Raw genomic sequence first — 23,050 nt, 5'->3', positions numbered from 1 at the left:
AAGTCAACTATTCAAAGGATTGAATTTGTCTATAAAATAGAGAGATAAAATTCATACAGCAGGAGAGAAAAAATGGTGGAGTTTTTTAAGCTTAAAAGTAGAGGGGAACAACCACTTATAGAGTGCGTTTCTACGGTTACAGGCAGTAAGAAGAGGGCAAAAAAGTTGATAAACGAAGGGCTGTGTTCCGTAAATGGGCTAAAAGAACTCTTTTACCGCAAAAAAATAAAGGCTAAGAGTTCCATTTACGTTTCCTTTAACCATCTTCTTTTTGATGAAAAAAGAATAGAAAAACTCTACGAAGATGAGTATATTCTCATAATCAACAAACCACCATTCATAAATAGTAACAAAGATGTTCCAAACGTTGAAGAGATACTGAGAAGGAAAAATAAAGACTACACAGTCGTCCACAGGCTTGACAAGCAGACAAGTGGAGCTCTGATAGCGGCCAAGGAGAGAAAGGTCTTTGAAAGTTTTAAGGAGCTCTTTAAGAAGAAGAGAGTCAAAAAAGTCTACTTGTGCCTCGCTGCAGGAAACTTTAAGAAAAAGAGCGGTAAGGTAAACGTTCCCCTTGACGGGAAACCGTCAGAAACGCTTTTCAGAGTCTTGGAAGAGTTTAACGGAACTTCCCTCCTTGAGGTTGAAATACCGACCGGAAGGAAGCACCAGATAAGGAGACACCTTTCACTAATCAACCACCCAGTCCTTGGGGAGTTTAACTACTGGAAGAGGAAGTGGGACAAGGAAATTCACCTCTTTTCTCCGAGAATACTCCTTCACGCCCGAAAAATAGAGTTCCCCCACCCGATACTGAAAAAGACGGTTTCCGTAAAAGCTCCCTTTCCAGAGGACTTTAAGCTTTTCTTGCGAATCTTAAGAGGAGAAGAGGAGCTCAAAGTGATAGAAAAAGAAGTAGGTTAAAATCTCGCAAAAATTTTTCGGAGGTTTGAAATGATACCAAGATACACCCTCCCCGAAATGGGCGCTATCTGGGACGAGCAGAATAAGCTCAGGAACTGGCTAAAGGTTGAGGTTGCAGTTGCAGAAGCTTGGGCAGAGCTCGGAAAAGTTCCGAAGGAGGCAGTAGAGAAAATAAAGGAAAAGGTAAAACCTTTCCTTGAAGGAGAAAAAGAGTTTGACGTTAAGAGAATCAACGAGATAGAGGCAGTTACAAACCACGACGTTATAGCTTTCCTCACCTACATAAGGGAGGTTGTAGGAGAAGAGGCCAAATACCTCCACTTTGGAATGACTTCATCAGACATGCTTGACACTGCCTTTGCCCTCCAGATAAAGCAGGCTGGGGAGCTCCTTTTAAAGGACATCCAGAAAGTCATGGAGGCCATAAAGAAGCGTGCCTTTGAGCACAAGTACACAGTTATGATAGGTAGAACTCACGGAATTCACGCTGAACCAATAACCTTTGGCTTAAAGCTTGCAATCTGGTACGACGAGATGAGAAGAAACTACGAGAGGCTAAAGGCCGCAACCGAGAGGGCGGCAGTCGGAAAGATTTCTGGAGCTGTCGGAACTTTTGCAAACATAGACCCGAAAGTTGAAGAAATGACCTGCGAAAGGCTTGGAATAGGCTACGCCAAGGCCTCAAACCAAGTAGTTCAAAGAGACAGACACGCTGAGTTCTTAGCAGCAATGGCTCTAACTGCATCATCAATTGAAAAGTTTGCAACTGAAATTAGACACCTTCAAAGAACCGAAGTAAGGGAAGTTGAAGAACCCTTCAGGAAGGGACAGAAGGGCTCTTCTGCAATGCCCCACAAGAGGAATCCGATACTTTCTGAAAGGCTCTGTGGACTTGCAAGGGTAGTTAGAAGCGCCTGCATCGTCGGAATGGAGAACATACCTCTATGGCACGAAAGGGACATCTCCCACTCCTCAACAGAGAGGACAATCTTCCCAGACGCTTGTATAGCTCTTGACTACATGCTCCAGAAGTTTGCGAACCTCATAGAGAACTTGGTCGTTTATCCGGAGAACATGCTCAAGAACCTAAACCTCCTAAAAGGCCTCGTTTTCTCCCAGAGAGTTCTCCTCACACTCATTGAAAAGGGAGGACTTACAAGGGAAGATGCCTACGCCATCGTTCAGGAAAACGCAATGAAGGTCTGGAACGAGGGGGCTGACTTTAAGGAGCTCCTAAAGGGCGATGAGAGAGTCAGGAAGGTTCTAACAGAGGAGGAAATTGAGGACATCTTTGACCTTTCCTACCACACAAAACACGTTGATTACATATTCAAGAGAGTTTTTGGCGAATAATTACCTCCCGGTGGGCTCTGCCCACCTTTTAACGAGGTAAAAAGTGGAAATAGTCTATACCAAACACTTTTGGGATAGATTTTATCGGAGACAGAGAGAATCACCAGTGCCCTTGACTTTAGAATTGGTAGAACTTGCTATCTCTTCTCCCGACTTTGTATTGCCAGATAAGAATCGTCCCAATAGAGAATGTCGCATTAAAAAGGTGGAAGACCGATGTTTAAAAGTAGTGGTAGAACTTTGCAGAGAAAAATTGGTGGTTATAACGTTGATGTTTGACCGTAATCTCCGGAGGAAAGGATTATGCGAGTAAAGTATAGCCCTGATGTGGACATTCTTGTCATTGAACTAACCGATAAGTATCCCGTTGAGAGTGAGCATTTAGAGGACGAAGGAATTGTCATTGACTATGACGAGAATGGTGAGGTTGTTGGGATTGAAATTTTTGACTGGAGCAAACGAAAAAATCTTGAGTTGCCTCTAATTGGAAAATTTCTTATGGTTTCAGCTTAGAACCATGAAAAAGTTTAAGGTAGTATCACCATTTACTCCTAAGGGAGACCAGCCAAAGGCTATAAGGGAGCTCTCAGAAGGGATAAAAAAAGGGCTTAGATTTCAGACCTTACTTGGAATAACAGGAAGCGGAAAAACCTACACAATTGCAAAAGTCATAGAGGAAGTTCAAAAGCCCACCCTCGTCATATCCCACAACAAGGTCTTAGCAGCACAGCTCTACCACGAGCTTAAGAACTTCTTTCCAGAAAACGCAGTTGAGTACTTCATAAGCTACTACGACTACTACCAGCCAGAGGCCTACATCCCAAGCAGAGACCTCTACATAGAGAAGGACTGCTCCATAAACCCCGTCATAGACAGGATGCGCCACTCTGCCACCGTCTCCCTTTTAACCCGAAGGGACGTAATAGTCGTTGCTTCTGTATCCTGCATCTACGGCCTCGGTTCTCCCGACTACTACAAGAACCTCTCTTTAAGGTTTACGGTCGGAGAAGAGATTGAAAGGGACGAAGTCATAAGGAAGCTCGTCACCCTTGGGTATGAGAGGAGCGAGTACGACCTCCGTCCGGGAATTTTTAAGGTAAGGGGAGATGTCATTGACATCTTTCCGGCAGACACGGAGGACTTTTTTGTAAGGGTGGAGCTCTTTGGCGATGAAGTTGATTCAATAGTTATGCTTGACTACTTCAACCAGAAAGTATTTAAGACCTTTGACTCTTACACCGTTTACCCAGCCTCCCACTACGCAACCCCATACTCAAGGATAGTTGAGGCGGTAAAGTCCATAGAGAAGGAGCTTGAGGAGAGGATTGCCTACTTTTTAAAACAGGGAAAGGAGCTTGAGGCAAGGAGGTTAGAACAGAGAACGCGGTACGATATGGAGCTCCTTTTAGAGGTCGGTCACTGTAAGGGAATTGAAAACTACTCACGCCACTTAGACGGCAGAAAGCCCGGAGAGCCCCCTTACACCCTTTTAGACTACTTCCCTGAGGACTTCTTAGTAGTCATAGACGAGTCCCACGTTACGATTCCACAGATAAGGGCAATGTGGAGGGGAGACAGGGCAAGGAAGTTTAACCTCGTTGAGCACGGCTTCCGCCTACCCTCTGCCTACGACAACCGCCCACTAAACTTTGAAGAGTTCTTAGAAAGAGTCCCACAGGCCATATTTGTCTCCGCCACCCCCGGAGAGTTTGAACTCTCAGTTTCCGAAAAGGTGGTTGAGCAGATAATAAGGCCGACGGGACTTTTAGACCCCGTTGTTGAAGTAAGGAAAACAGAAGGGCAGATTGACCACCTCCTTTCAGAGATAAGGGAGAGAATTAAGAGAAACGAGAGAGTTCTCGTAACGACCCTCACAAAGAGGAGCGCCGAGGAGTTAACAGAGTATCTCATTGAAAAGGAAATAAAGGCAAAGTATATGCACTCAGAGATAGACTCTGTTGAAAGGGTTGAAATAATAAGGGGTTTAAGGAGCGGAGAGTTTGATGTCTTAGTCGGGGTAAACCTCTTAAGGGAAGGACTTGATCTACCAGAGGTTTCCTTAGTCGCGATTCTTGACGCCGACAAGGAAGGTTTTTTGCGCTCAACTACCTCCTTAATTCAGACAATCGGCAGGGCTGCAAGGAACGTAAACGGCAAGGTAATACTCTACGCCGACAGAATTACTCAATCAATGAAAAGGGCTATTGAGGAAACGGAAAGGAGAAGACGAATTCAGGAAGAGTACAACAGAAAGCACGGAATCACCCCTCAAACCGTAAAGAGAAACCTTGACTCAAGCATCTTAGAGGATGCTGGGCTACTACCTTTCCACAAGTTAAAGAAAAAGAAGGGAGAGAGAATACCGAGAACGGAAGAGGAGCTCCTTGAAGAAATCGCCCGCCTTGAAAGGGAAATGAAAGAGGCTGCCAAGAACTGGGAATTTGAGAGAGCAGCTGAGTTAAGGGACAGGATCAAGGAGCTGAGGAAACTATTAATACCTGCTTAAATGGTCGGGGCGGGGGGATTTGAACCCCCGACCTCTTGGTCCCGAACCAAGCGCGCTAACCAGGCTGCGCCACGCCCCGTTTTAACTCTTCCCACCAGAAACTTTTGTAGGTTTAGGCTTCTGGGGTGGGATAAAACCCAAAACAGGTTTCTTTGTCGTAGGTGAGGGATTAACCCCACCTTTATTGAGCCAACCTTCACTAATCTGCTTCGGGCCTTTCGTTCCTTTCTTCATTCATTTCCCTCATTATCTCAATGGATAGATCATATCTATTGCGACATATATAAATATATTCAGCACTATACAATTTTTCACCTGTTTCGTTACTGAAGACATCAACATTACTCATCAAGAGCTCTCTCTCCTTCTCAGACTCCGAGAAAGCCACTATATGCCCATAGTAGACAAGGTCTGTCTTATGATCTCTAACTATTACCCATTCAAACTCCTTATTGAAAGTTTTATGAAAAAAGCTCCAAACATCCTCACCACCATATCTTTTAGATACCTTTAAACGCATTCCCATTTTGTTTATAAAATTTCTACTTTCAATGAAAGCTCCCAAAAAGCCTAACGAAACTCCATAAATAGAGCCTAAAATTACGGAAAGATAATAAGCTTGCCGGTTACCGTTCCCATCTTCCAAAATGGGAAAAACCAAAGGAATATTAATGTCAAGACAATAATTAAGTCCCATCAGCGTAATTTCCGATAGTAAATAACTCAACAAAGCGAAAACAAAAACAGAAACAAAGTCTTGCCAAACTCTTTCTCTTTTTACTCCAGTAAGCTTTCGGAGTATAGAATCTCCCAATAAACCCGGTAAAAACAAAAAAGCCAATTGAACCAACTCTTTGTTCATCGTTTAAGTCCCTTCAACCTTTACGTTCTCCGGCTTTATCCTTGCAAACCTTCTCTTACCAACCTGAAGGACAAACTCCTTTTCAAGGAGGTCAACCTTAAAGTTCTCGTCAAGGATTTTTTCGCCGTCTATCCTGACTCCACCTCCCCTTATCTGTCTCCTTCCTTCAGAGGTTGAAGAAACAAGTCCTACAAGCTTTAAGAGCTTTGGAAGCCAGATTGGGTTTTCGGTAACGGTTATCTTAGGTTCTGGGATGTTTTCGGGGAGCTCCCTCTTAGAGAACACCCTCTCAAAGTGTTCCCTTGCCTTTCTTGCAGCTTCTTCCCCGTGAAAGGTCTTAACTATCGTTTCGGCAAGGCGCTTTTTCGCCTCCATTGGGTGGAGTTTACCTTCCTGAACAGCTTTTTCCATTTCAGCTATCTCTTCTTCAGGAATGCGAGTAACAAGCCTATAGTAACGCCACATAAGTTCATCAGAGATTCTCATGACCTTTCCGAACTGCTCCTCTGGAGGCTCTAATATCCCGATGTAGTTTCCAAGGGACTTACTCATCTTTTGAACGCCGTCAAGCCCCTCTAAGATGGGCATCATTATGCAGACCTGCTCCTCTTGCCCGAACTCCCTCTGTAAGTGTCTCCCGATGAGGAGGTTAAACTTCTGGTCAGTTCCTCCGAGCTCAACGTCTGCCTTTAGCTCAACGGAGTCATAACCTTGAAGGAGTGGGTATATAAACTCGTGGATGTGTATCGGACGGCCTTCTTTAAACCTCTTCGCAAAGTCGTCCCTTTCAAGCATCCTCGCAACGGTGTACTTTGAGGAAAGCTTTATAAGGTCGGTAGCCGATAGCTTTCCAAGCCACTCGCTGTTAAAGACAACTACAGTCTTTTCAGGGTCAAGAATCTTAAATACCTGCTGAGCGTAAGTTTCTGCGTTCTTTAAGACCTCCTCCCTGCTTAAAGGAGGACGGGTCTCAGATTTACCAGTAGGGTCGCCAATCATTGCAGTAAAGTCGCCTATGAGGAAGTAAACTTTATGTCCAAGCTCCTGAAAGTCCCTTAACTTCCAGAGTAAAACTGTATGTCCAAGGTGAAGGTCTGGAGCTGTCGGGTCAAAACCGGCCTTTACCCTCAATACCTTGCCACTTTTTAACTTTTCAAGGAGCTCCTCTTCACCAATTATCTCGGCAGTTCCTCTCTTTATAATCCTCAGCTGCTCTTCCGGTGTCATCCCTCCACCTCTTTTAGCCAGATTTCCATTGCAGTCTCGTCGCAGTTTGGAAATTTTACACAGTTTATACAGTCCCGCCAGATTTTATGGGGAAGTGTGTTCTTGTCAATAACCTTAAAGCCAAGCTTTTCAAAAAACTTCACCTGATAGGTTAGCGTAAAGACTCTGTATATTCCAAATTCCTTGGCCTCTTCAAGGGCTTTCTTTACAAGGGCAGTCCCTATGCCCTTGCCCGTGTGCTTTGGGTCAACGGCCAAAGAGCGAATCTCTGCAAGGTCGTTCCAGAAAATCGTAAGGGCACACACTCCAAGAACCTCTCCCCCTTCCTCATAAACCCAGAAGTCCCTTATGTTCTCATAAATGCTGTTTATTGAACGGGGGAGCATGAGTCCCTGCTTGGCGTACTCGTTAATCAAGTACTGTATCCTTTCAGCGTCGGAAATTTTCGCCTTCCTTACAGTTCCTTCCAATGTTAACTCTCTCCCATCCTTAAAACTTTAACCGGGTCGGTTCTTGCAGCTTTCCTTGCCGGGTAAACTGTAGCGAGGACACTTATAAGTATAGCTGCGAGGGCTGCAACTAAACAGTCAAAAATATGGAGCTTAAAGGGTAGGTGGTCAATGTAGTAAACGTCGGGAGGTAACGGAAAGAGCTTATACTTTTCACCGAGGAGGGAAACAGAAATTCCTATAACCTCACCAATTACCGTTCCAACAACGCCGATAAAGAGCCCCCTCAGGATAAAGAGCTTAAGTATGAAGGAGTCAAGAGCTCCAACGGCCTTTAAGATAGCTATCTCTCGGGCCCTTGAGTTAACGGTCATCATTAAAAGGCTTGATATGTTGAATGAGGCAACGATAACTATGAGGGTAAGGATTAAGAACATTGCCAACTTCTCAAGCTTTAGTGCAGAAAAGAGGCTCTTGTTTAAACTTATCCAGTCTTGAGCTATGTAGTCCTCTCCTAAAACCTCCTCTATCTTTTTCTCTACCTCCTTGGCGTGCTCAGGGTTATCAAGCTTAACCATAATTCCCGTTACAACGTCTCCAAAACCGAACTTTTTCCTCACAGCATCTATGTGGGCAAGAATTAAGGAGGAGTCAAACTGGTACATTCCGGCCTCAAAGATACCAACGACAATAAATTTGGTGCTCCTTGGGATGATTCCAAAAGGGGTTTTTCTACCAATCGGGGAAAAGACGGTTATCTCGTCCCCGAGGGTAACACCGAGAGTATCTGCAAGTATCTTCCCAATGACAACCCCGTTTTTTGAAGACTTAAAGAGCTCCCAGTCTCCCAAGATGAGCTTCTTAGGTAGGTCGGTAACCAAGGGCTCTTTATCGGGGTTACACCCCCTAATTGAGGCGCTTGTTGCAGCTGAAACATCGGTAGAAGTCGCCATAACGGGAACGTAGAGGAACTCTTCCGTCCCGACAACGTGGGGAATTTCTGAGATTTTCCTCTCTGCGTACTCATACTTATAGAAGCTCCCACTCCTTTTCATAACGATGATGTCGGCGTTGCTTGAGAGGAGTCTCTCCTTAATGGCGTCCTGAAAACCTGTCATTACGGCGTTAACGACTATCAGGGCTGCTACGCCGACGATAACCCCAAGAACGGCAATAAAGAAGGCAAAGGAAAAGTAACCTTTTTTGAGACGGAAACCCCTTAGAACCAGCCACCTAATTAAAGTGTTCATCTCTTCCAAGCCTTTAAGATTCTCTCAACGTACTTTCCAATTATGTCAAACTCAACGTTTACAAGCTCCCCCGGTCTAAGGTATTTAAGGTTGGTGTTCTCGTAAGTGTGGGGTATAACAGCCACCGTAAAGGAATCGCTAAAAAGATTTGCAACAGTAAGGCTTATTCCGTCTATTCCAACTGAGCCTTTCTCAACGACTAAGTGGGAAAAATTTGGAGGTAAGCGGAAAGTAAATACGAAGCCGTTTCCTTCCCTCTTCACTCCCATCAGTTTTGTTGTCGTGTCCACGTGTCCCTGTAGAATGTGCCCTCCAAGCCTATCTGAAAGCCTTAGAGCTCTCTCAAGGTTAACGGGGTCTCCCGATTTAAAACTTCCTACAGTCGTCCTTCTAAGGGTCTCAGCAGAAACGTCAAAGAGCAGATGGTTAGCTCCAATCTCTACAACTGTAAGACATACACCGTTAACGGCTACGCTATCTCCCTCCTTAACGTCCTCAAGAACCTTGGAACACTTTACCTTCAACCTACCGAATGAGGAAGACCTCCTCAGCTCTAATACTCTCCCTACCTCCTCAACAAGGCCTGTGAACATAGGCTACTCCTCGTGTAAAATTTGATATCCAAAATTTATAACAGGGGAGGAAAAGAGGTTTGAAAATAGCAACTGTTGACGTAGGAACAAACTCAACAAGACTTCTAATCTCTGAAATAAAAGATGGAAAAGTTCACGAGATATTCAAAACCGGAAGAGTAACCCGCCTTGGTGAGGGGGTCAGAGAAAGAAAAAGGCTCTCAAGAGAGGGAATAGAGAGGACGATTAACGCACTCAGGGAGTTTAAGGAGATTATAGAGAGTTACTGCGTAGAAAAGGTTATAGTAGTAACAACAGAAGCTGCGAGGGTAGCAGAGAACGCCTCCGAGTTCTTGGCAGCTGCCTCAGAACTGGGCTTTGAGATAGAAATCCTGCAGGATAGAGAGGAGGCAGAGCTCGTCTTCTGGGCAAACGTTCTCCACTTTAACCCAAATCAGAAGGCGATGACCGTTGACCTTGGAGGTGGAAGCACTGAGATAGTCTACGGGAGCAGAGAGGAAATTGAGTTTTTAACGAGCCTTAAGTTTGGCGTCGTTGCACTCTACGAAACTTTCATAAAGTCTGACCCCCCAAAAAGTGAAGAGCTCCTCAAAATGGAAGGTTTTATAAGGGGAGAGCTCTCCAAGATAAAGCCAAAGATAAAGGAAAAGCCTGTCGTTTACGCCGTAGGAGGAACGATTACCTCAGTCGTTGCTATGGAAGAGAAAATGATAGTTTATAAACCGGAAGTCGTTCACGGCTACAGGGTAACGAGGGAGATGATTGAGAGGTGGTACAGGGAGCTCTCCTCAATGAGGATGGAGGAGAGGAAAAAGGTAGAGGGACTTGAAGAGAAAAGGGCCGACGTAATAATTCCGGGACTGGCCTTTTTCAAGGTCTTCTGCGAAGTCTTTGAAGTTAAAGAATTGACTGTTAGTGAACTGGGCTTACTTTACGCTTTAGCACTGAAGGAGGCCTTAAAATGTCAACAAAGAGGATAGCTGTAATTGGAACTGGGTACGTAGGTCTTGTTTCCGGTGCATGCTTTGCCTACTTGGGACACAAAGTTATAGGCCTTGACATAGACGAGACAAAGATTGAGAGGCTAAAAAGAGGAGAAATCCCCATTTACGAGCCGGGACTGGACAAAATTTTGCAGAGAGCTCTTGAGAAGGGAAACATAGAGTTCACAACCGATTACGCCTACGCCGTCAAGAACTCAGACTTCATCTTTATCGCCGTCGGAACGCCATCAAAGGAGGACGGCTCAGCAGACCTTTCATACGTTGAAAGCGCCTACAGGAGCATAGCAGAGCAGATAGGAGATGAGGACTTTAAGGTAATAGTAAACAAATCTACCGTTCCGGTCGGGACTGGAAGGTGGGCAAAGGAGTTTATAGCGGAGCTCCTTCGCAAAAGAGGTATAAAGAACCCTGAGGAGAGATTTGAAGTCGTATCAAACCCCGAATTCTTAAGGGAAGGCAAGGCAGTAGAGGACTTTATGAACCCGGACAGGGTAGTTGTTGGAGCAGATAACAGGGACATTGCCGGAATGGTAGCCTCCCTTTACGAGAAGCTCCAGCCGGCAATGATAATAACCGACCTACCGACGGCAGAGATGATTAAGTACGCATCAAACGCCTTCTTAGCAACAAAAATCTCCTTTATCAACGAGATAGCAAACATCTGTGAGGCCACAGGGGCAGACGTAACTGTAGTTGCAAGGGGAATGGGACTTGACCACAGGATAAGCCCTTATTTCTTAGGCGCTGGTTGCGGTTTTGGCGGGAGCTGTTTCCCAAAGGACGTAAAAGCCCTCATCTATACGGCAAAGCAGGTAGACGGAGAGCCCAAAATCCTTGAAGCCGTTATTGAAGTAAACGAGAGGCAGAAACTTAAGCCTGTTGAGAAACTTCTAAAACACATACCAAACCTTGAAGGAAAGACGGTTGCAGTATGGGGACTTGCCTTCAAGCCAGAAACCGACGACATGAGAGAAGCCCCATCAATCCCCATAATCAGAAAGCTCCTTGAGCTTGGCGCTACCGTAAAGGCTTACGACCCTGTAGCCCTACAGAACGCAAAGAGAGTTTTCAGCAGGGAGATTGAAAAGTACGGTGAGCGTCTCCAGTTCGTCACAGAAAAGGACAAGGCTCTTGAAGGGGCAAACGCCCTGATACTCGTTACAGAGTGGGAAGAGTTCAGGGACGTTGATTTTGATAAACTTACGGGAAAAGTGGTAATAGACGGAAGAAACCTCTGGGAACCTTCCGTCATGAAGAGTATTTGCACCTATGAAAGCATAGGGAGACCGTAATGAACATTACCAGTAAGAGAGACTCTCTCAAAAAGCTATACTCCCCGTTTGGTTGGGTTCTTGCAAAAACGAACGTATCCCCAAACACCGTAACATTAATGGCCATCGTTACGGGAACAATTGCAGCTTTACTTTACTACTTGGGCCACCCCGTTATAGGGGCTTTCCTTCTATTTGCCTCAGGGGTTCTTGACCTCTGTGACGGTTACGTTGCAGTCAACAACAGGAAAGCCACTAAGTTTGGAGCTGTCTTTGACTGGCTTGCCGATAAGTGGGTTGACGGCTTTGTCCTTGGAGCAGTTGCCCTCAAGTACTCCTCCGAGTGGGTTGCCCTCTTCGTTGTAGTGGCCAGTATGCTTCACACCTTCATAAAGCCGGTAGCCTACGCAGAGATAGGTTACGAGGAGAGGAAGGTAGGAAAGATAAAAGACCCCTTAGAGAGCACGGGCTTTTTCGGCAGGCCGGAAACCTTCGCAGTTCTATTTATAAGCTCCATCGTTTACCCCTTTTACCAGAAGTCCCTAACCTACGGAATAGAGTTCATTGCCGTTATGACTTTCCTATCCCTGATGCACAGGGTTTACTACCTCTACAAAAGATACGGTAAGGTTTACGAGGAGTAGCTATGAAAAGACCCTACGTAATGATAGTTTCGGAAGTTACCATTGACGGTAAGTTGACCCTTGCAAAGGGCGTTTCCAGCAAGGAGATAATGAAGCTGATGGACGATGAAGCCAACAAGTACCTTCACGCCATAAGGGCTGAATGTGACGGAATAATGGTGGGAGCAAACACCGTCAGGATAGATAACCCCAACCTGACGGTTAGGTACGTTGAGGGAGAGAACCCAACAAGAATCATTCCTTCCTCAACGGCAGATATTCCCCTTGAATCAAACGTTTTAAACACGGAAGTTGCTCCAACGGTAATTGCAGTTTCTGAGAGAGCTCCCAAAGAAAAAATAAAGGCTATAGAGGAAAGAGGAGCTAAGGTAATCGTTGCAGGGAAGGACAGGGTGGACTTTGTGGAGCTCTTTGAAAAGCTCTACGAGATGGGCATAAAAAAGCTCATGGTTGAAGGAGGCAGTAAAGTTAACTGGGAGCTCATAAAGAACGATTTGGTTGACGAGATAAGGCTAATTCACCTTCCGGTAGTTGTTGGGGGAGATGACGTTCCATCCTTAATGTCAGGGGAAGGTTTTAAAAGCCTTGATGCCGTTAAAAAGTTCAAAATTAAAAGGGTCTTTCAGTGTGGTAACCAGATAATAACCGAGTATGAGAGGGCGTAAAAACAGGGTATAGACAATGCTCCTTTTCCTCTTAAAACGCCTCCTTCAGATGATACCCATAATCATCGGGATGACTTTTGTATCCTTCCTCGTTATTAAGCTTGCTCCGGGGGACTTTTTTACACAGTTAGAGATGAACCCCGCGATTTCAAAGGAAACGATTGAGGAACTCCGCAAATCTTACGGCCTTGACCAAAACTTACTTCTACAGTATTTCCACTGGTTAATCAACGCACTCCAGTTTAACCTCGGATACTCCTTTGCATACCACAAGCCCGTAACAGAGCTAATCGGCGAAAGGCTAATTAACACTCTCCAGCTTACGGTCTCCTCCTTTATCCTCTCTTGGCTAATTGCAGTACCCCTCGGGATTATCGCCGGAGTTTACAACGGCAAACTCCTTGACAGGATAATTACACTCTTTTCCCTCTTCGGAATATCACTTCCCAACTTCTTCTTAGCCTTCATACTGATGTACGTTGCTTCAAAAACGGGACTCTTTCCGATAGGTGGAGTTGTATCAGAAAACTACGAGGAGCTCTCCCTAATCGGAAAAATTGCCGATAGGCTCTGGCACATGGCGATACCCCTTACAGTTCTCATTGTTGGAAGTATCGCAGGACTTTTAAGGCTTGTAAGGAGCACCATAATAGAGGAGCTAAACAAGGACTACGTTAAAGTGGCCATTGCCAAAGGACTTCCCTACAGAACAGTAGTTATGAAACACGCCTTTAGAAACGCCATGAACCCCTTTCTGACCCTCATAGGTTTTGATATAGCCGGACTACTTTCGGGAGCTGCCCTTATAGAAATAATCACGGCGTGGCCGGGAATGGGAAGGCTAATGTTTGACGCCGTTATGTCTCAGGACCTCTTCTTAGTGATGGGCTCTCTCTACATCGGTGGAATCATGCTTGTCGTAGGAAACCTAATTGCAGACATCCTCCTTGCCCTAAACGACCCAAGAATTAGGGAAAAAGAGGTAGAGGGAAAAGTTGTCAGGTAGGACCTCCTTCATTGAAAAGCTCTACGCCAAAAACAAGCTTGCAGCTTACTCCTTAGCCTTCCTCGTCTTCCTGTACTTTATTGCCCTCTTTGCCGACTTTATAGCCCCCTACCCATACGATACCCAGTTTAGACAGTATCCATACCATCCACCGACCCCTATCCACTTTTTTGACAGGGAAGGAAAATTTCACCTAAGACCCTTCGTTTACGGCCACTGCCTCGTAGACCCCGTTACAAAAACCTACGAAACAGATTACTCCAAGATTTACCCGATAAAGTTCTTTGTAAAAGGAGAAACTCACTACCTCCTCGGCTTCATAAAGACGGACATTCACCTTTTTGGCGTTGAAGGGGATGGACACGTATTCCTGCTTGGAACGGACAGGCTCGGAAGGGACATATTCTCAAGGCTTCTATACGGAACTAGGATATCCCTAACCATAGGACTTATAGGGGTAGCTATTTCGTTCTCCATAGGCATTCTGGTCGGCTCCATCGCCGGCTACTTTGGTGGCAAAGTAGATAACGTCATAATGAGGCTCATAGAGATTCTCATGGCCTTCCCTGCTTTTTACTTAATGCTTGCCCTTCGCTCAATGTTTCCGGTGGATATGCCAAGCGTCCTTGTATTCATAATTATCGTCGCAATCCTCTCACTTATCGGGTGGGCTGGACTTTCCCGAGTAATAAGGGGAATGGTCCTATCAATAAGGGAACAGGAGTTTGTAAAGGCAGCAAGAGTTCTCGGAGGCAGTCACCTTTACGTAATTTTTAGACACGTTATCCCAAACACTCTCTCTTATGTTATCATTGCCGCGACACTTAGCGTTCCGAGTTACATCCTCGGAGAGTCGGCCCTTAGCCTTATAGGGCTTGGAATCCAAGAGCCGTACCCCTCATGGGGTAACATGCTCTCTGAGGCTACTAACGTTCATACACTCTCCGCTTACCCGTGGGTACTTCTTCCGGGATTTGCCATTTTTTCAGTTATAGTGGCCTTTAACCTCCTCGGTGACGGCTTAAGGGACTACTTTGACGTAAAGTTAGAGAGGTAACGGATGCTCTACTTCCTGTTCTATCAGGTTTTTGGGATAGTTCTCTTTAAGTACATCACCTTTAGAAGTATCTACGCCGCCATAACGGCCATGTTCATAGGCTTTGCCCTCTACCCCTACTTTGAGAAGAAACTCAAGGATTTACAGTTCAAACAGACAGTTAAGGAGTACCTTCCAGAGACCCACAAGAAGAAAAACGTCCCCACAATGGGAGGACTTCTCATAATCACAGCCCTACTTATCTCCGTTCTCTTCTGGAACAACTTGAAAAACCCTTACGTTTGGCTCGTTATAACGGCCGTTATAGGATTTGGTGTTATCGGCTTTATTGATGACTACATAAAGGCGAAGAAGAAAAATCCAGAAGGTCTTTCAGAGAAGAAAAAGTTCTTCTCTCAGGTCGCCGTAGCAACGGTTATCGCTGTTGCCCTCTACAAGATGGGGTTCTCTACGGAACTTTACTTCCCCGTCTTTAAGAACCTCCATATAGACTTAGGGCTACTCTTTATCCCTTGGGCTGTGTTTGTAATAGTTGGAACTTCAAACGCCGTAAACCTAACAGATGGACTTGATGGCCTTGCAATAGGACCAGTGATAACCACTTCCTTCGTGTTTATGGTTTTCTCCTACGTTATCGGTAACGTAAAGCTCTCTCAATACCTTCAGCTTCCCTACGTCCCCGGGACGGGAGAGCTAACAATAATCTGCGCCGCAGTGATAGGCGCTTCCTTAGCTTTTCTCTGGTTTAACGCTTACCCGGCCGACGTCTTTATGGGGGACGTTGGGTCGCTGTCGCTGGGAGCTCTCCTTGGAACAGTCGCCATCCTTACAAAGCAAGAGTTTATTCTCGCAATTGCAGGAGGAATTTTTGTCCTTGAGACACTATCTGTAATCGTTCAACGCTACTACTTTAAGTACACGAAGAGAAAGTACGGAGAGGGCAGAAGAATCTTTAAAATGGCCCCCCTTCACCACCACTTTGAGAAAAAAGGATGGGAGGAACCTAAAATAACAGTCAGGTTCTGGATAATTTCAATAATTCTTGCACTTTTAGCCTTAAGTATGCTAAAAATTCGCTAAAACTCTATTCCAGCAGCCTTCAGTATCTCCAAAACCCTAGGATTTTTCAGCCTACACGGCGATTTAACGTTAAACCTATCAACTTTCTCTATTATCCCCATCTCCCTCAGTATTGATGCATGTTGTGAGAGGAGTGATTGAGGGACTCCCAGCTTTTCCCTTATTTCCTTAGGTCTTTTTGGCCCTTTCGCAAGCATTACAATGATGCCGATTCTTATGGGGTTAGAGAGGATTTCAAAGAGCCTAGCATATTCGTTATACTTTTCGTAAAACTTCTGGCACGTTTCGTCCATCCACTACCTCCCTGCTCGGATGGATGTATTTTAGCAAAAAGCAACTTGGGCATTTACAGGAGAAGGAATGTTTAAAAGGCTAAAAGAGGACATAGAAACCGTCTTTGAGAGAGACCCTGCGGCAAGAAGCGTAATAGAGGTTATCCTCTGCTACCCGGGACTTCACGCTATATGGCTCCACAGGATTGCCCACTGGCTCTGGAACCACAACTTTAAGCTCCTTGCGAGGCTCATATCTCACTTTTCTAGGTGGTTTACCGGCATAGAAATTCACCCCGGCGCAAAGATAGGGAGGCGCTTCTTTATAGACCACGGTATGGGAGTCGTTATCGGCGAAACAGCAGAAATAGGGGACGACGTTACCATCTACCATCAGGTTACCTTAGGGGGAACGAGCACCAAAAAGGGAAAAAGACACCCGACCATAGGAAACAACGTTGTTATAGGTGCCGGAGCTAAAATTCTTGGACCTGTAAAAATAGGTGACAACTGTAAAATAGGTGCTAACTCAGTTGTTATAAAGGACGTTCCCCCCAACTCAACCGTTGTTGGTATCCCGGGTAAAGTGGTAAAGAGGAATGGAATAAAGCCAACCAAGGTAGACCTTGAACATGGCAAACTTCCCGACCCCGTTATGGAATCCCTAAAACAGATGCTTGACATCATTCACGACTTGGAGCTTGAAGTTAAATCCTTGAGGAAGGAACTGAAAAAATGAGAGCTCCCATATACTTGGCCATTTTCCTTTCTCTTCTTATTTCTCCTTCCTTTGCTATGAGCATCCCAAAAGCAGGAGAAAAGGTTTTCACAATTCAGGTCGGCTCCTTTAAGACTAAAAAGAAGGCCTTAGAAATCCTTGAGAAAGTTAAGAACCTTCCTTACGCCAGAATAAGCTACAGGAAAGGAAGGTTCAAGGTCAGGGTCGGTTTCTTTAAGAGTGCCAAGGAGGCTTCAGAATTTGGAAAGAAGAACAACTTAGATGAAGTAGCTCCAGACTACTACATAACAGCAATAAAGTTTATTCCCGAAAACGTTGAGTTCTTTTCATCCTCCTCTCTCCCTGCAAAGGAAGAAACTCCCAGAAGGCAGGCAGAAAGGGAAGAAGAGTCTCCCCCACAAAAAACTGAAGGAGAGGTAAACAAGACAGACAAGGTTACAGAACCTCCACCTCCCCTTCCACCAGCCAAAGAAGAAGAAAAAGAACCACCTAAGGTAGAAAAGGAGGAAACACCTGAGCAAACAATAGAGAGGATAGAGGAGGAGCTCCAAAAACTGGAGGATAACTCCCTCAGTGTAACAGAGAAGAAGCCTGAGAGGACAAACTACTTCCCCTTTCTCCTGATACCGGCACTTTTAATACCTCTTGGAGCTCTTATAGTAAAAGGTAGCAGAAAGAGGAAGGGCAAAAAGGTAAAAGAAGCCGAGTTTGAAAAATTTATAGCCTCCCTCCTGAAGGAAGATAAGTACGAGAGGGTCTTAGAAATTGGAATTCCCTACCTCAGCAAGAATCCAGAAGATACCTTTGTAAAGAAGGCAGTTGCAGAAAGCTTTGAGAAAACTGGAAGGTACTTAGAGGCTTCTACTCTCTACAGCGAAATTGCAGAGGACCTAAGGAAGAAAGGTTTAGACATTCTGGCTGACCTTTTTGAGAAAAAAGCTGAAAGCTTATCAGGCAAGGAATTTAAGGGGGGATAATCCCCCCGAAAAATTATTTAAGGTCTTTCTTCTGGGCTTTGAGGAATGGCATCATCTCCCTGAGCTGCTTTCCGACCTTCTCAATTGGGTGCTCGGCTTCCATCTTCCTGTAGGCGTTAAGAACAGGGTAGCCTGCTTGAGCTTCAAGGACAAACTCCCTTGCAAACTCACCGGACTGGATTTCCTTAAGGATTTTCTTCATGTTCTCCTTAACGCGCTCGTCAATTACCCTTGGACCCCTCGTGTAGTCGCCGTACTCGGCAGTATCGGAGATGGAGTACCTCATACCGGCAAGTCCGTGCTGGTAGATGAGGTCAACGATGAGCTTTAGCTCATGGAGACACTCAAAGTAAGCAACCTCTGGCTGGTAACCTGCCTCAACGAGGGTCTCAAAACCGGCCTTTATCAGAGCTGAAACTCCTCCACAGAGAACCGTCTGCTCACCGAAGAGGTCTGTCTCTGTCTCCTCCTTGAAGGTCGTCTCTATAACGCCAGCCCTCGTTGAACCTATTCCCTTAGCGTAGGCAAGGGCTATCTCCTTTGCATTTCCCGTTGCGTCCTGATGAACAGCAACAAGTGCTGGAACACCTGCTCCCTCAAGGTATGTCCAACGTACCAAATGCCCGGGACCCTTTGGAGCCACCATAAAGACGTCAACGTCTGCTGGTGGAACAATCTGGTTAAAGTGGATATTGAAACCGTGGGCAAAAGCTAAGGCCTTTCCGGGCTCAAGGTTTGGCTTAACGGCCTCTTCGTAAACCTTCTTCTGAACAGGGTCTGGAAGGAGAAACATAATAACGTCGGCTTTCTTGGCAGCCTCGTCTGGTGGGAGAACTTCAAACCCATCGGCTTTTGCCTTTTCAAAGGATTTTCCGGGCCTTAAACCGATGATAACGTTAATGCCACTGTCCCTAAGGTTTAAAGCGTGGGCGTGTCCTTGGCTTCCGTAACCGAGGATTGCAACTGTCTTATCCTTCAGGTATTCCAGCTTTGCGTCCTCGTCGTAGTAAACCTTAGCCATTCTCACCTCCTAAAAATTTAGAGATTTTATTAATAAGCTCTTTCGGATGATAATTCGCTTTAGAATAATTATTAACTATTGCACTCCTTCTCTTTTGTAACTCACTTTCTTCAAAGTTTCCAAACAAAAATACATGGCTTATATAATCATCTGCAAGTAAAGAAGGATCTTTATACTCTGGAACAACCTCTCCGGGTCTATATTTCATCAGCCACTTTAGAAGAGATAATTTTTCTTCAAACTTTAAGGCATCAAAAGCTTTACGAGATAGTGTAAGTAAATCTTCTCTTTTTATTCGCTGAAGTTTTTCTATCAAATCTTTACTGTCTTTTGTTAACTTATCCAAAATTCCTTCTACCCTTCTAATTATTTCATCTCCACTATCTCCGAAGTTTCTCAAATCTACTTCTATTGTTTCCATAATCCAATTTGTTTCTAATTTGCCTAAATAAAAGATTAAAAACTCTTCAAAATCTTTTTTAAGTTCCTCGTTAAAAATCAAACTTTCAAGATGATATGAATACTCATCTTCCAAATATTGAATTTCCTCCTGTAAAAAGGCAAGTAGAACTACGGAATTCCTCAAGGTTACACTTAAATACTCTTTCCAAGGATTACCATCCCCTAAATTTCCGCCTAAATCAGTATACTTAACCAACAACCTATGATATTTCTTCCTTATCACTCCATTGTAGCAGAGAGAGGAAAAAGCATTTATATCTCTGAAAGTATACAAAAGAATCCACTCTCCTTTATCTGTTATATACCAACAATCATCATTATCTCCCAACTTAACGTACCCACACTCCCATAAAGGTCTAAGAAGGTTACCTCTTACATATTCGTCGCTAATCCAATCTTTTTTAAATTCCCTTCTCAAAACAGATGCAATATAGTTGGTAGTTTTATGAGTTCCACTTTTCCTATTTACTAAAAGAAAATACAAAAGGAATATAGTCATAAGCGGAGGTTTTGGCTCACCTCTTAAAGTAATATTCAATAAGTTCGGGAAAGTTACATCACTATAAGGGGGCACATAAAGTTTATCCTTATAGGATGGTGAATAAAATTTTCCCTTTCTAAACAAAGCCTCTGTTACCAAGCGAAAAGATGAGGATAAATACTCACTTACTCCAAAAATAGTTTCTTTACAGCACCTTAAGTAGGAATACACATATATATATACAGCTACAGCATCATCAAGAAGAGCCCTTAAATTACTGTTATATAGCCTAGTTATAAAATCTTCTGTATCTAATTTTTTTACATCTATATTCTTCCTCTCAAAAGCTACTTTAACGAATTCCGGAAATTTCCCTATAAAATTTGCAAAATCTCCAACTAACTCACTAGGCAATTTTTCAACGAGATCTCTAAGATAGAGGAGAAATCTTGCTGTCTCTTCTCCGAATTCTGTTCTAAATCTTTCTTTTACATCTCTTTTAAACTTAACATTCTGAGGAAAGAAACACTTTGATTTATAACAAACATCATAGCAAGATTCTCTTATTTTCTCGTAGACCTCTTGTAATTTATTATTCATCAGAGCTATAACAAAACTCGAACAACCTTTACCCATTCCGTATATTCGTCGGTTAGTATCTAATATGCTATCTAAAAGACCTCTAAAGGCTTTCTCCTTCAAGTTTGAGCCTTCCTTTTTTTCTTCCAAAGTTTTCTTTATTCCACTTAACACTTCCACAAAACTCTCTTCAGGTAAACTGATCTCCTCATAAATCCCATAATTGCTAAGCACCTGAGGAAGCTTAAACAATTTAAGACTATCCTTCCTAAGAAACACAAACAGCTTCTCATAAGACATTTTTTCTTCTTTCTCTTCGTGTATCCAGTGTACTATCTCTTCAATAAAATCTTCAATACCCTCTTTCAATTCAGTAGAAATTAACGAGTAATCTATATTATCAATCCCATCAATTAGAAGAATTATTTTCTTCCCTTTCCTTCTTAAGAGCTCAATTACAACGTTATGTGCTTCAACCACATATCGCCAGTTTATAGGTTTACTAAAAATTGAATCGTAAAATTTTGGATCTTCTAAAATCCCTTTTTTAATATAACCCCAACCTCTTAAAGCTTTTTTCGGCAATTTCTCTAAAAACTCTTCTTCACCCACAGAAGCCAAAACTCTATCCACTCCCGTAATACCATACTTTGTATAAACATACAAAGTTTGAGCAGAAAGATACCTTATAAGCTCTTTTTTTATCTCCTTCCTCTCTCTTCTTCGCCTTCCAAAAAGAATTCTATAAACCTTTGTTAAATCTATTCTTATCCAACTATAGTTTTCTTCGTTCAACTTCCCGGTCTGAGTATTGACGAAATAATTAATTTTGGACGTCTTACCAGCCCCTTTGTTTCCTAAAAACAAAAATACCTTTTTTTCTTTATTTTTAACGCATTCCCAAAGTGTCTTTTCAAAATCTTTTAAAGCCTTCGTACGAACAATATATTCTTCCACTACATCCTTTAACTCTTGATAAACGCTAGGATTAGCGTGAAGCCATCTTCTTTCCTGAATATATAGCTCCAACAACTTCAAACAAAAAGTTCTACCCAGTTCATTTGACCTATCATCTATTTCAAAAACTTGGTAATTACTTTTTTCTATATTACTTCTCATCTCTACAGACTCCTTCTATTCACTCTTTCCTTCTTCACTAGTTACTCCTGAATACAATTCAAAATCACTAATAACATCAACAAGCGAAAAAGCTTTTTTCCAAATATATATCCTTCCATTTTCCTCAAAATTACCATCGAAAATACCCGCTTCTAGTAAAGAGAAATTAAATTTTTTATCTATTTCTTCTACAATTTTTTTCGCACTATTGAGTAATTGCTCTATTTCCTTTTCCATCTTTTCGCGCTCTTCCTCATCAAAAAGACCAATTAAAAGAACATCATCTCCCAGCGAGAGTTTCCAAAACTCATAAATATTACTACTCAGACTTTTTACAAATAAAAGAAAAATTACACAGAAAGGCAAATAAAAAGCCGCCTTTTCAGAGATTTTTTGTTTTTCTCCTTTAAAAAATCCTTCATTTAGTTCTAACAACGCCTTGCTAAAATCTTTTCGAAGCAGTAAAGTTTTAAAATGCTTAAAAATTAGCTCCAACTTACGAAAAGAAACTGCCGGAAACAGACAGAAAAATTCCTCCATAGCAGTAATACTATTTTCTTCTAAACTTTTCACCACCCCTTCAAAATCCGAAATCCCCGCTCCCACTTCTTTCAAATTCTCTTCTACCACCTTTCTCTCTTCCTCAGAAAAAACTAAAAGTTTGTTCAATGCTTTAATCTTCTTTTCCTTGTCAAAATGCCAAAAAAAACTATCTAACGAAAATTCCACAGCTATGTATTTTCGTAAATAACTTTCTACATCTATTTTCTCACCAAAAGTTTTCTTAATAACATTCAAAAGCTCTGTTTTATCGTAAGCTACGATGAACAATATTCCTCTCATTTTCAAAATATCCTTTACACTTGCAAGAAAATGAAGAACGTAATCTGGCCTGCAACGATCCAAATTGTCTATTAAGACCACCAAAGGCATATCCTGCGTTACTTCACTTAGCTTAGCATAAAGCTCATCACGCAAATTCCCATCATTTACCACACTGTCCAAGGTATCTACCAATCCTTTCCCTAACTGAACAGCAGGAAGTGCTACAGGATAAAGGAATGTAGCAAATCCTTGAATCAAAGGGGTAGTACTCCTAACAATCTTTATAAATTCTTTAACCCTCTCTCTAAGAGAAGACTTGATAGTCGCCTCTCTCAGTATTTCTTCCATAAGCACCCTAAACACGTCTGGTTCATGCTCATAACGCGATATATCCACGTAAATACAGTTTCTATCCTGCTTAAGCTTACAATAAAGAAGACTAAGAAAAAAACTTTTACCTCCTCCATACTGAGAAACTATTCCCACAGTTCCCTCTCTAAACTTCCCATTCTGCATTAAAATCTCCTCTTTAAATTTCTCAACCTGTTCCTCCATTCCAAGAGCATCTTTCTCCTTTAACTTTTCACATCCGTAGCTTTCATACTTTACTATTTCCATAGGCTCTTCAACCCGAAAACTTAACCTCATCCCCCCTCCACATTTCTGCAATTTCGGAAAGTTACA

General features: G+C 43.2%; 22 protein-coding genes and 1 tRNA gene. 13 read left to right on the top strand and 10 right to left on the bottom strand.

Translation table 11 applies throughout. The annotated features are described in order from the left end of the window. Positions 1–72 precede the first annotated feature (72 nt). The 4 genes from CLV27_RS04045 to uvrB all read left to right on the top strand — a co-directional run bounded on the left by CLV27_RS04045 (position 73) and on the right by uvrB (position 4,783). Positions 73–924, top strand: a complete 852-nt coding sequence (locus tag CLV27_RS04045; protein ID WP_132526071.1) for an RluA family pseudouridine synthase — start codon at positions 73–75, stop codon at positions 922–924. A gap of 30 nt (positions 925–954) precedes the next feature. Then, positions 955–2,277: an adenylosuccinate lyase gene (purB, locus tag CLV27_RS04040; RefSeq protein ID WP_132526069.1), complete on the top strand. Its 1,323-nt coding sequence runs from the start codon at positions 955–957 to the stop codon at positions 2,275–2,277. Between the two features lie 303 nt (positions 2,278–2,580). After that, positions 2,581–2,790: a DUF2283 domain-containing protein gene (locus tag CLV27_RS04035; protein ID WP_132526067.1), complete on the top strand. Its 210-nt coding sequence runs from the start codon at positions 2,581–2,583 to the stop codon at positions 2,788–2,790. Between the two features lie 4 nt (positions 2,791–2,794). After that, positions 2,795–4,783 (top strand): excinuclease ABC subunit UvrB, encoded by a 1,989-nt coding sequence (gene uvrB, locus CLV27_RS04030; RefSeq protein WP_132526065.1) that lies wholly within the window; start codon positions 2,795–2,797, stop codon positions 4,781–4,783. 1 nt (position 4,784) lies between these two features. On the opposite strand, the gene CLV27_RS04025 is transcribed toward uvrB, so the two are convergent. The 6 genes from CLV27_RS04025 to CLV27_RS04000 all read right to left on the bottom strand — a co-directional run bounded on the left by CLV27_RS04025 (position 4,785) and on the right by CLV27_RS04000 (position 9,164). Next, positions 4,785–4,862 (bottom strand) — tRNA-Pro (locus CLV27_RS04025). Between the two features lie 120 nt (positions 4,863–4,982). Next, positions 4,983–5,645 (bottom strand): hypothetical protein, encoded by a 663-nt coding sequence (locus CLV27_RS04020; RefSeq protein WP_132526063.1) that lies wholly within the window; start codon positions 5,643–5,645, stop codon positions 4,983–4,985. Positions 5,646–5,648: 3 nt separating this feature from the next. Beyond that, positions 5,649–6,872, bottom strand: a complete 1,224-nt coding sequence (gene tyrS / locus CLV27_RS04015; protein WP_132526061.1) for a tyrosine--tRNA ligase — start codon at positions 6,870–6,872, stop codon at positions 5,649–5,651. After that, the gene (locus CLV27_RS04010) at positions 6,869–7,342 is read right to left on the bottom strand and encodes an N-acetyltransferase (RefSeq protein WP_132526059.1); all 474 of its coding nucleotides are present in this window, start codon (positions 7,340–7,342) and stop codon (positions 6,869–6,871) included. Before CLV27_RS04010 ends, tyrS begins: the two co-directional genes overlap by 4 nt. Before the next feature lie 2 nt (positions 7,343–7,344). Next, positions 7,345–8,571: an ABC transporter permease gene (locus CLV27_RS04005; RefSeq protein ID WP_132526057.1), complete on the bottom strand. Its 1,227-nt coding sequence runs from the start codon at positions 8,569–8,571 to the stop codon at positions 7,345–7,347. Beyond that, a complete protein-coding gene (locus CLV27_RS04000) occupies positions 8,568–9,164 on the bottom strand; it encodes a riboflavin synthase (RefSeq protein ID WP_132526055.1) in 597 nt (198 codons plus the stop codon). The genes CLV27_RS04005 and CLV27_RS04000 overlap by 4 nt, the downstream gene beginning before the upstream one ends. 59 nt (positions 9,165–9,223) lie before the next feature. On the opposite strand from CLV27_RS04000, the gene CLV27_RS03995 reads away from it, so the two are divergent. From CLV27_RS03995 to mraY, 7 genes are read left to right on the top strand one after another with little or no spacing between them, the layout of a single operon-like run. Next, positions 9,224–10,144 (top strand): Ppx/GppA phosphatase family protein, encoded by a 921-nt coding sequence (locus CLV27_RS03995; RefSeq protein ID WP_132526053.1) that lies wholly within the window; start codon positions 9,224–9,226, stop codon positions 10,142–10,144. Further along, on the top strand, positions 10,126–11,460 hold the full coding sequence (locus CLV27_RS03990; protein ID WP_132526051.1) for a UDP-glucose dehydrogenase family protein: 1,335 nt from the start codon (positions 10,126–10,128) through the stop codon (positions 11,458–11,460). Before CLV27_RS03995 ends, CLV27_RS03990 begins: the two co-directional genes overlap by 19 nt. Further along, a complete protein-coding gene (locus CLV27_RS03985; RefSeq protein WP_132526049.1) occupies positions 11,460–12,083 on the top strand; it encodes a CDP-alcohol phosphatidyltransferase family protein in 624 nt (207 codons plus the stop codon). Before CLV27_RS03990 ends, CLV27_RS03985 begins: the two co-directional genes overlap by 1 nt. Positions 12,084–12,085: 2 nt before the next feature. Continuing rightward, on the top strand, positions 12,086–12,748 hold the full coding sequence (locus CLV27_RS03980; RefSeq protein ID WP_132526047.1) for a 2,5-diamino-6-(ribosylamino)-4(3H)-pyrimidinone 5'-phosphate reductase: 663 nt from the start codon (positions 12,086–12,088) through the stop codon (positions 12,746–12,748). 16 nt (positions 12,749–12,764) lie between these two features. Then, positions 12,765–13,754 (top strand): ABC transporter permease, encoded by a 990-nt coding sequence (locus CLV27_RS03975; RefSeq protein ID WP_132526045.1) that lies wholly within the window; start codon positions 12,765–12,767, stop codon positions 13,752–13,754. Then, complete coding sequence (locus CLV27_RS03970; RefSeq protein WP_132526043.1) at positions 13,744–14,811, top strand: ABC transporter permease; 1,068 nt, start codon at positions 13,744–13,746, stop codon at positions 14,809–14,811. The genes CLV27_RS03975 and CLV27_RS03970 overlap by 11 nt, the downstream gene beginning before the upstream one ends. 3 nt (positions 14,812–14,814) lie before the next feature. Next, positions 14,815–15,891 (top strand): phospho-N-acetylmuramoyl-pentapeptide-transferase, encoded by a 1,077-nt coding sequence (gene mraY, locus CLV27_RS03965; RefSeq protein WP_132526041.1) that lies wholly within the window; start codon positions 14,815–14,817, stop codon positions 15,889–15,891. On the opposite strand, the gene CLV27_RS03960 is transcribed toward mraY, so the two are convergent. Continuing rightward, positions 15,888–16,184 (bottom strand): ArsR/SmtB family transcription factor, encoded by a 297-nt coding sequence (locus tag CLV27_RS03960; protein ID WP_132526039.1) that lies wholly within the window; start codon positions 16,182–16,184, stop codon positions 15,888–15,890. The genes mraY and CLV27_RS03960 overlap by 4 nt on opposite strands. Before the next feature lie 67 nt (positions 16,185–16,251). Between CLV27_RS03960 and cysE the strand changes: the two genes are divergently transcribed. Both cysE and CLV27_RS03950 read left to right on the top strand, forming a co-directional pair. Then, positions 16,252–16,902: a serine O-acetyltransferase gene (gene cysE, locus CLV27_RS03955; protein WP_132526037.1), complete on the top strand. Its 651-nt coding sequence runs from the start codon at positions 16,252–16,254 to the stop codon at positions 16,900–16,902. Continuing rightward, positions 16,899–17,879 carry an SPOR domain-containing protein gene (locus CLV27_RS03950; RefSeq protein ID WP_132526035.1) on the top strand — a complete coding sequence of 327 codons (981 nt, stop codon included), beginning with the start codon at positions 16,899–16,901 and terminating at the stop codon, positions 17,877–17,879. The genes cysE and CLV27_RS03950 overlap by 4 nt, the downstream gene beginning before the upstream one ends. A gap of 13 nt (positions 17,880–17,892) precedes the next feature. On the opposite strand, the gene ilvC is transcribed toward CLV27_RS03950, so the two are convergent. Genes ilvC through CLV27_RS03935 form a run of 3 tightly spaced genes read right to left on the bottom strand, consistent with a single transcriptional unit; the run spans position 17,893 to position 23,014 of the window. Beyond that, on the bottom strand, positions 17,893–18,900 hold the full coding sequence (gene ilvC / locus CLV27_RS03945) for a ketol-acid reductoisomerase (protein ID WP_132526033.1): 1,008 nt from the start codon (positions 18,898–18,900) through the stop codon (positions 17,893–17,895). Further along, positions 18,893–21,541: a P-loop NTPase family protein gene (locus CLV27_RS03940; RefSeq protein ID WP_132526031.1), complete on the bottom strand. Its 2,649-nt coding sequence runs from the start codon at positions 21,539–21,541 to the stop codon at positions 18,893–18,895. The genes ilvC and CLV27_RS03940 overlap by 8 nt, the downstream gene beginning before the upstream one ends. A 15-nt stretch (positions 21,542–21,556) precedes the next feature. Then, positions 21,557–23,014: a KAP family P-loop NTPase fold protein gene (locus tag CLV27_RS03935; protein ID WP_132526029.1), complete on the bottom strand. Its 1,458-nt coding sequence runs from the start codon at positions 23,012–23,014 to the stop codon at positions 21,557–21,559. Between the last annotated feature and the right edge of the window lie 36 nt (positions 23,015–23,050).

The sequence above is a fragment of the Phorcysia thermohydrogeniphila genome, assembly GCF_004339575.1.
GTDB classification, from domain to species: Bacteria; Aquificota; Aquificia; order Desulfurobacteriales; family Desulfurobacteriaceae; genus Phorcysia; species Phorcysia thermohydrogeniphila.
Note: the sequence above shows the minus strand (reverse complement) of the source record. Positions and strands in the feature narration are given on the sequence as shown.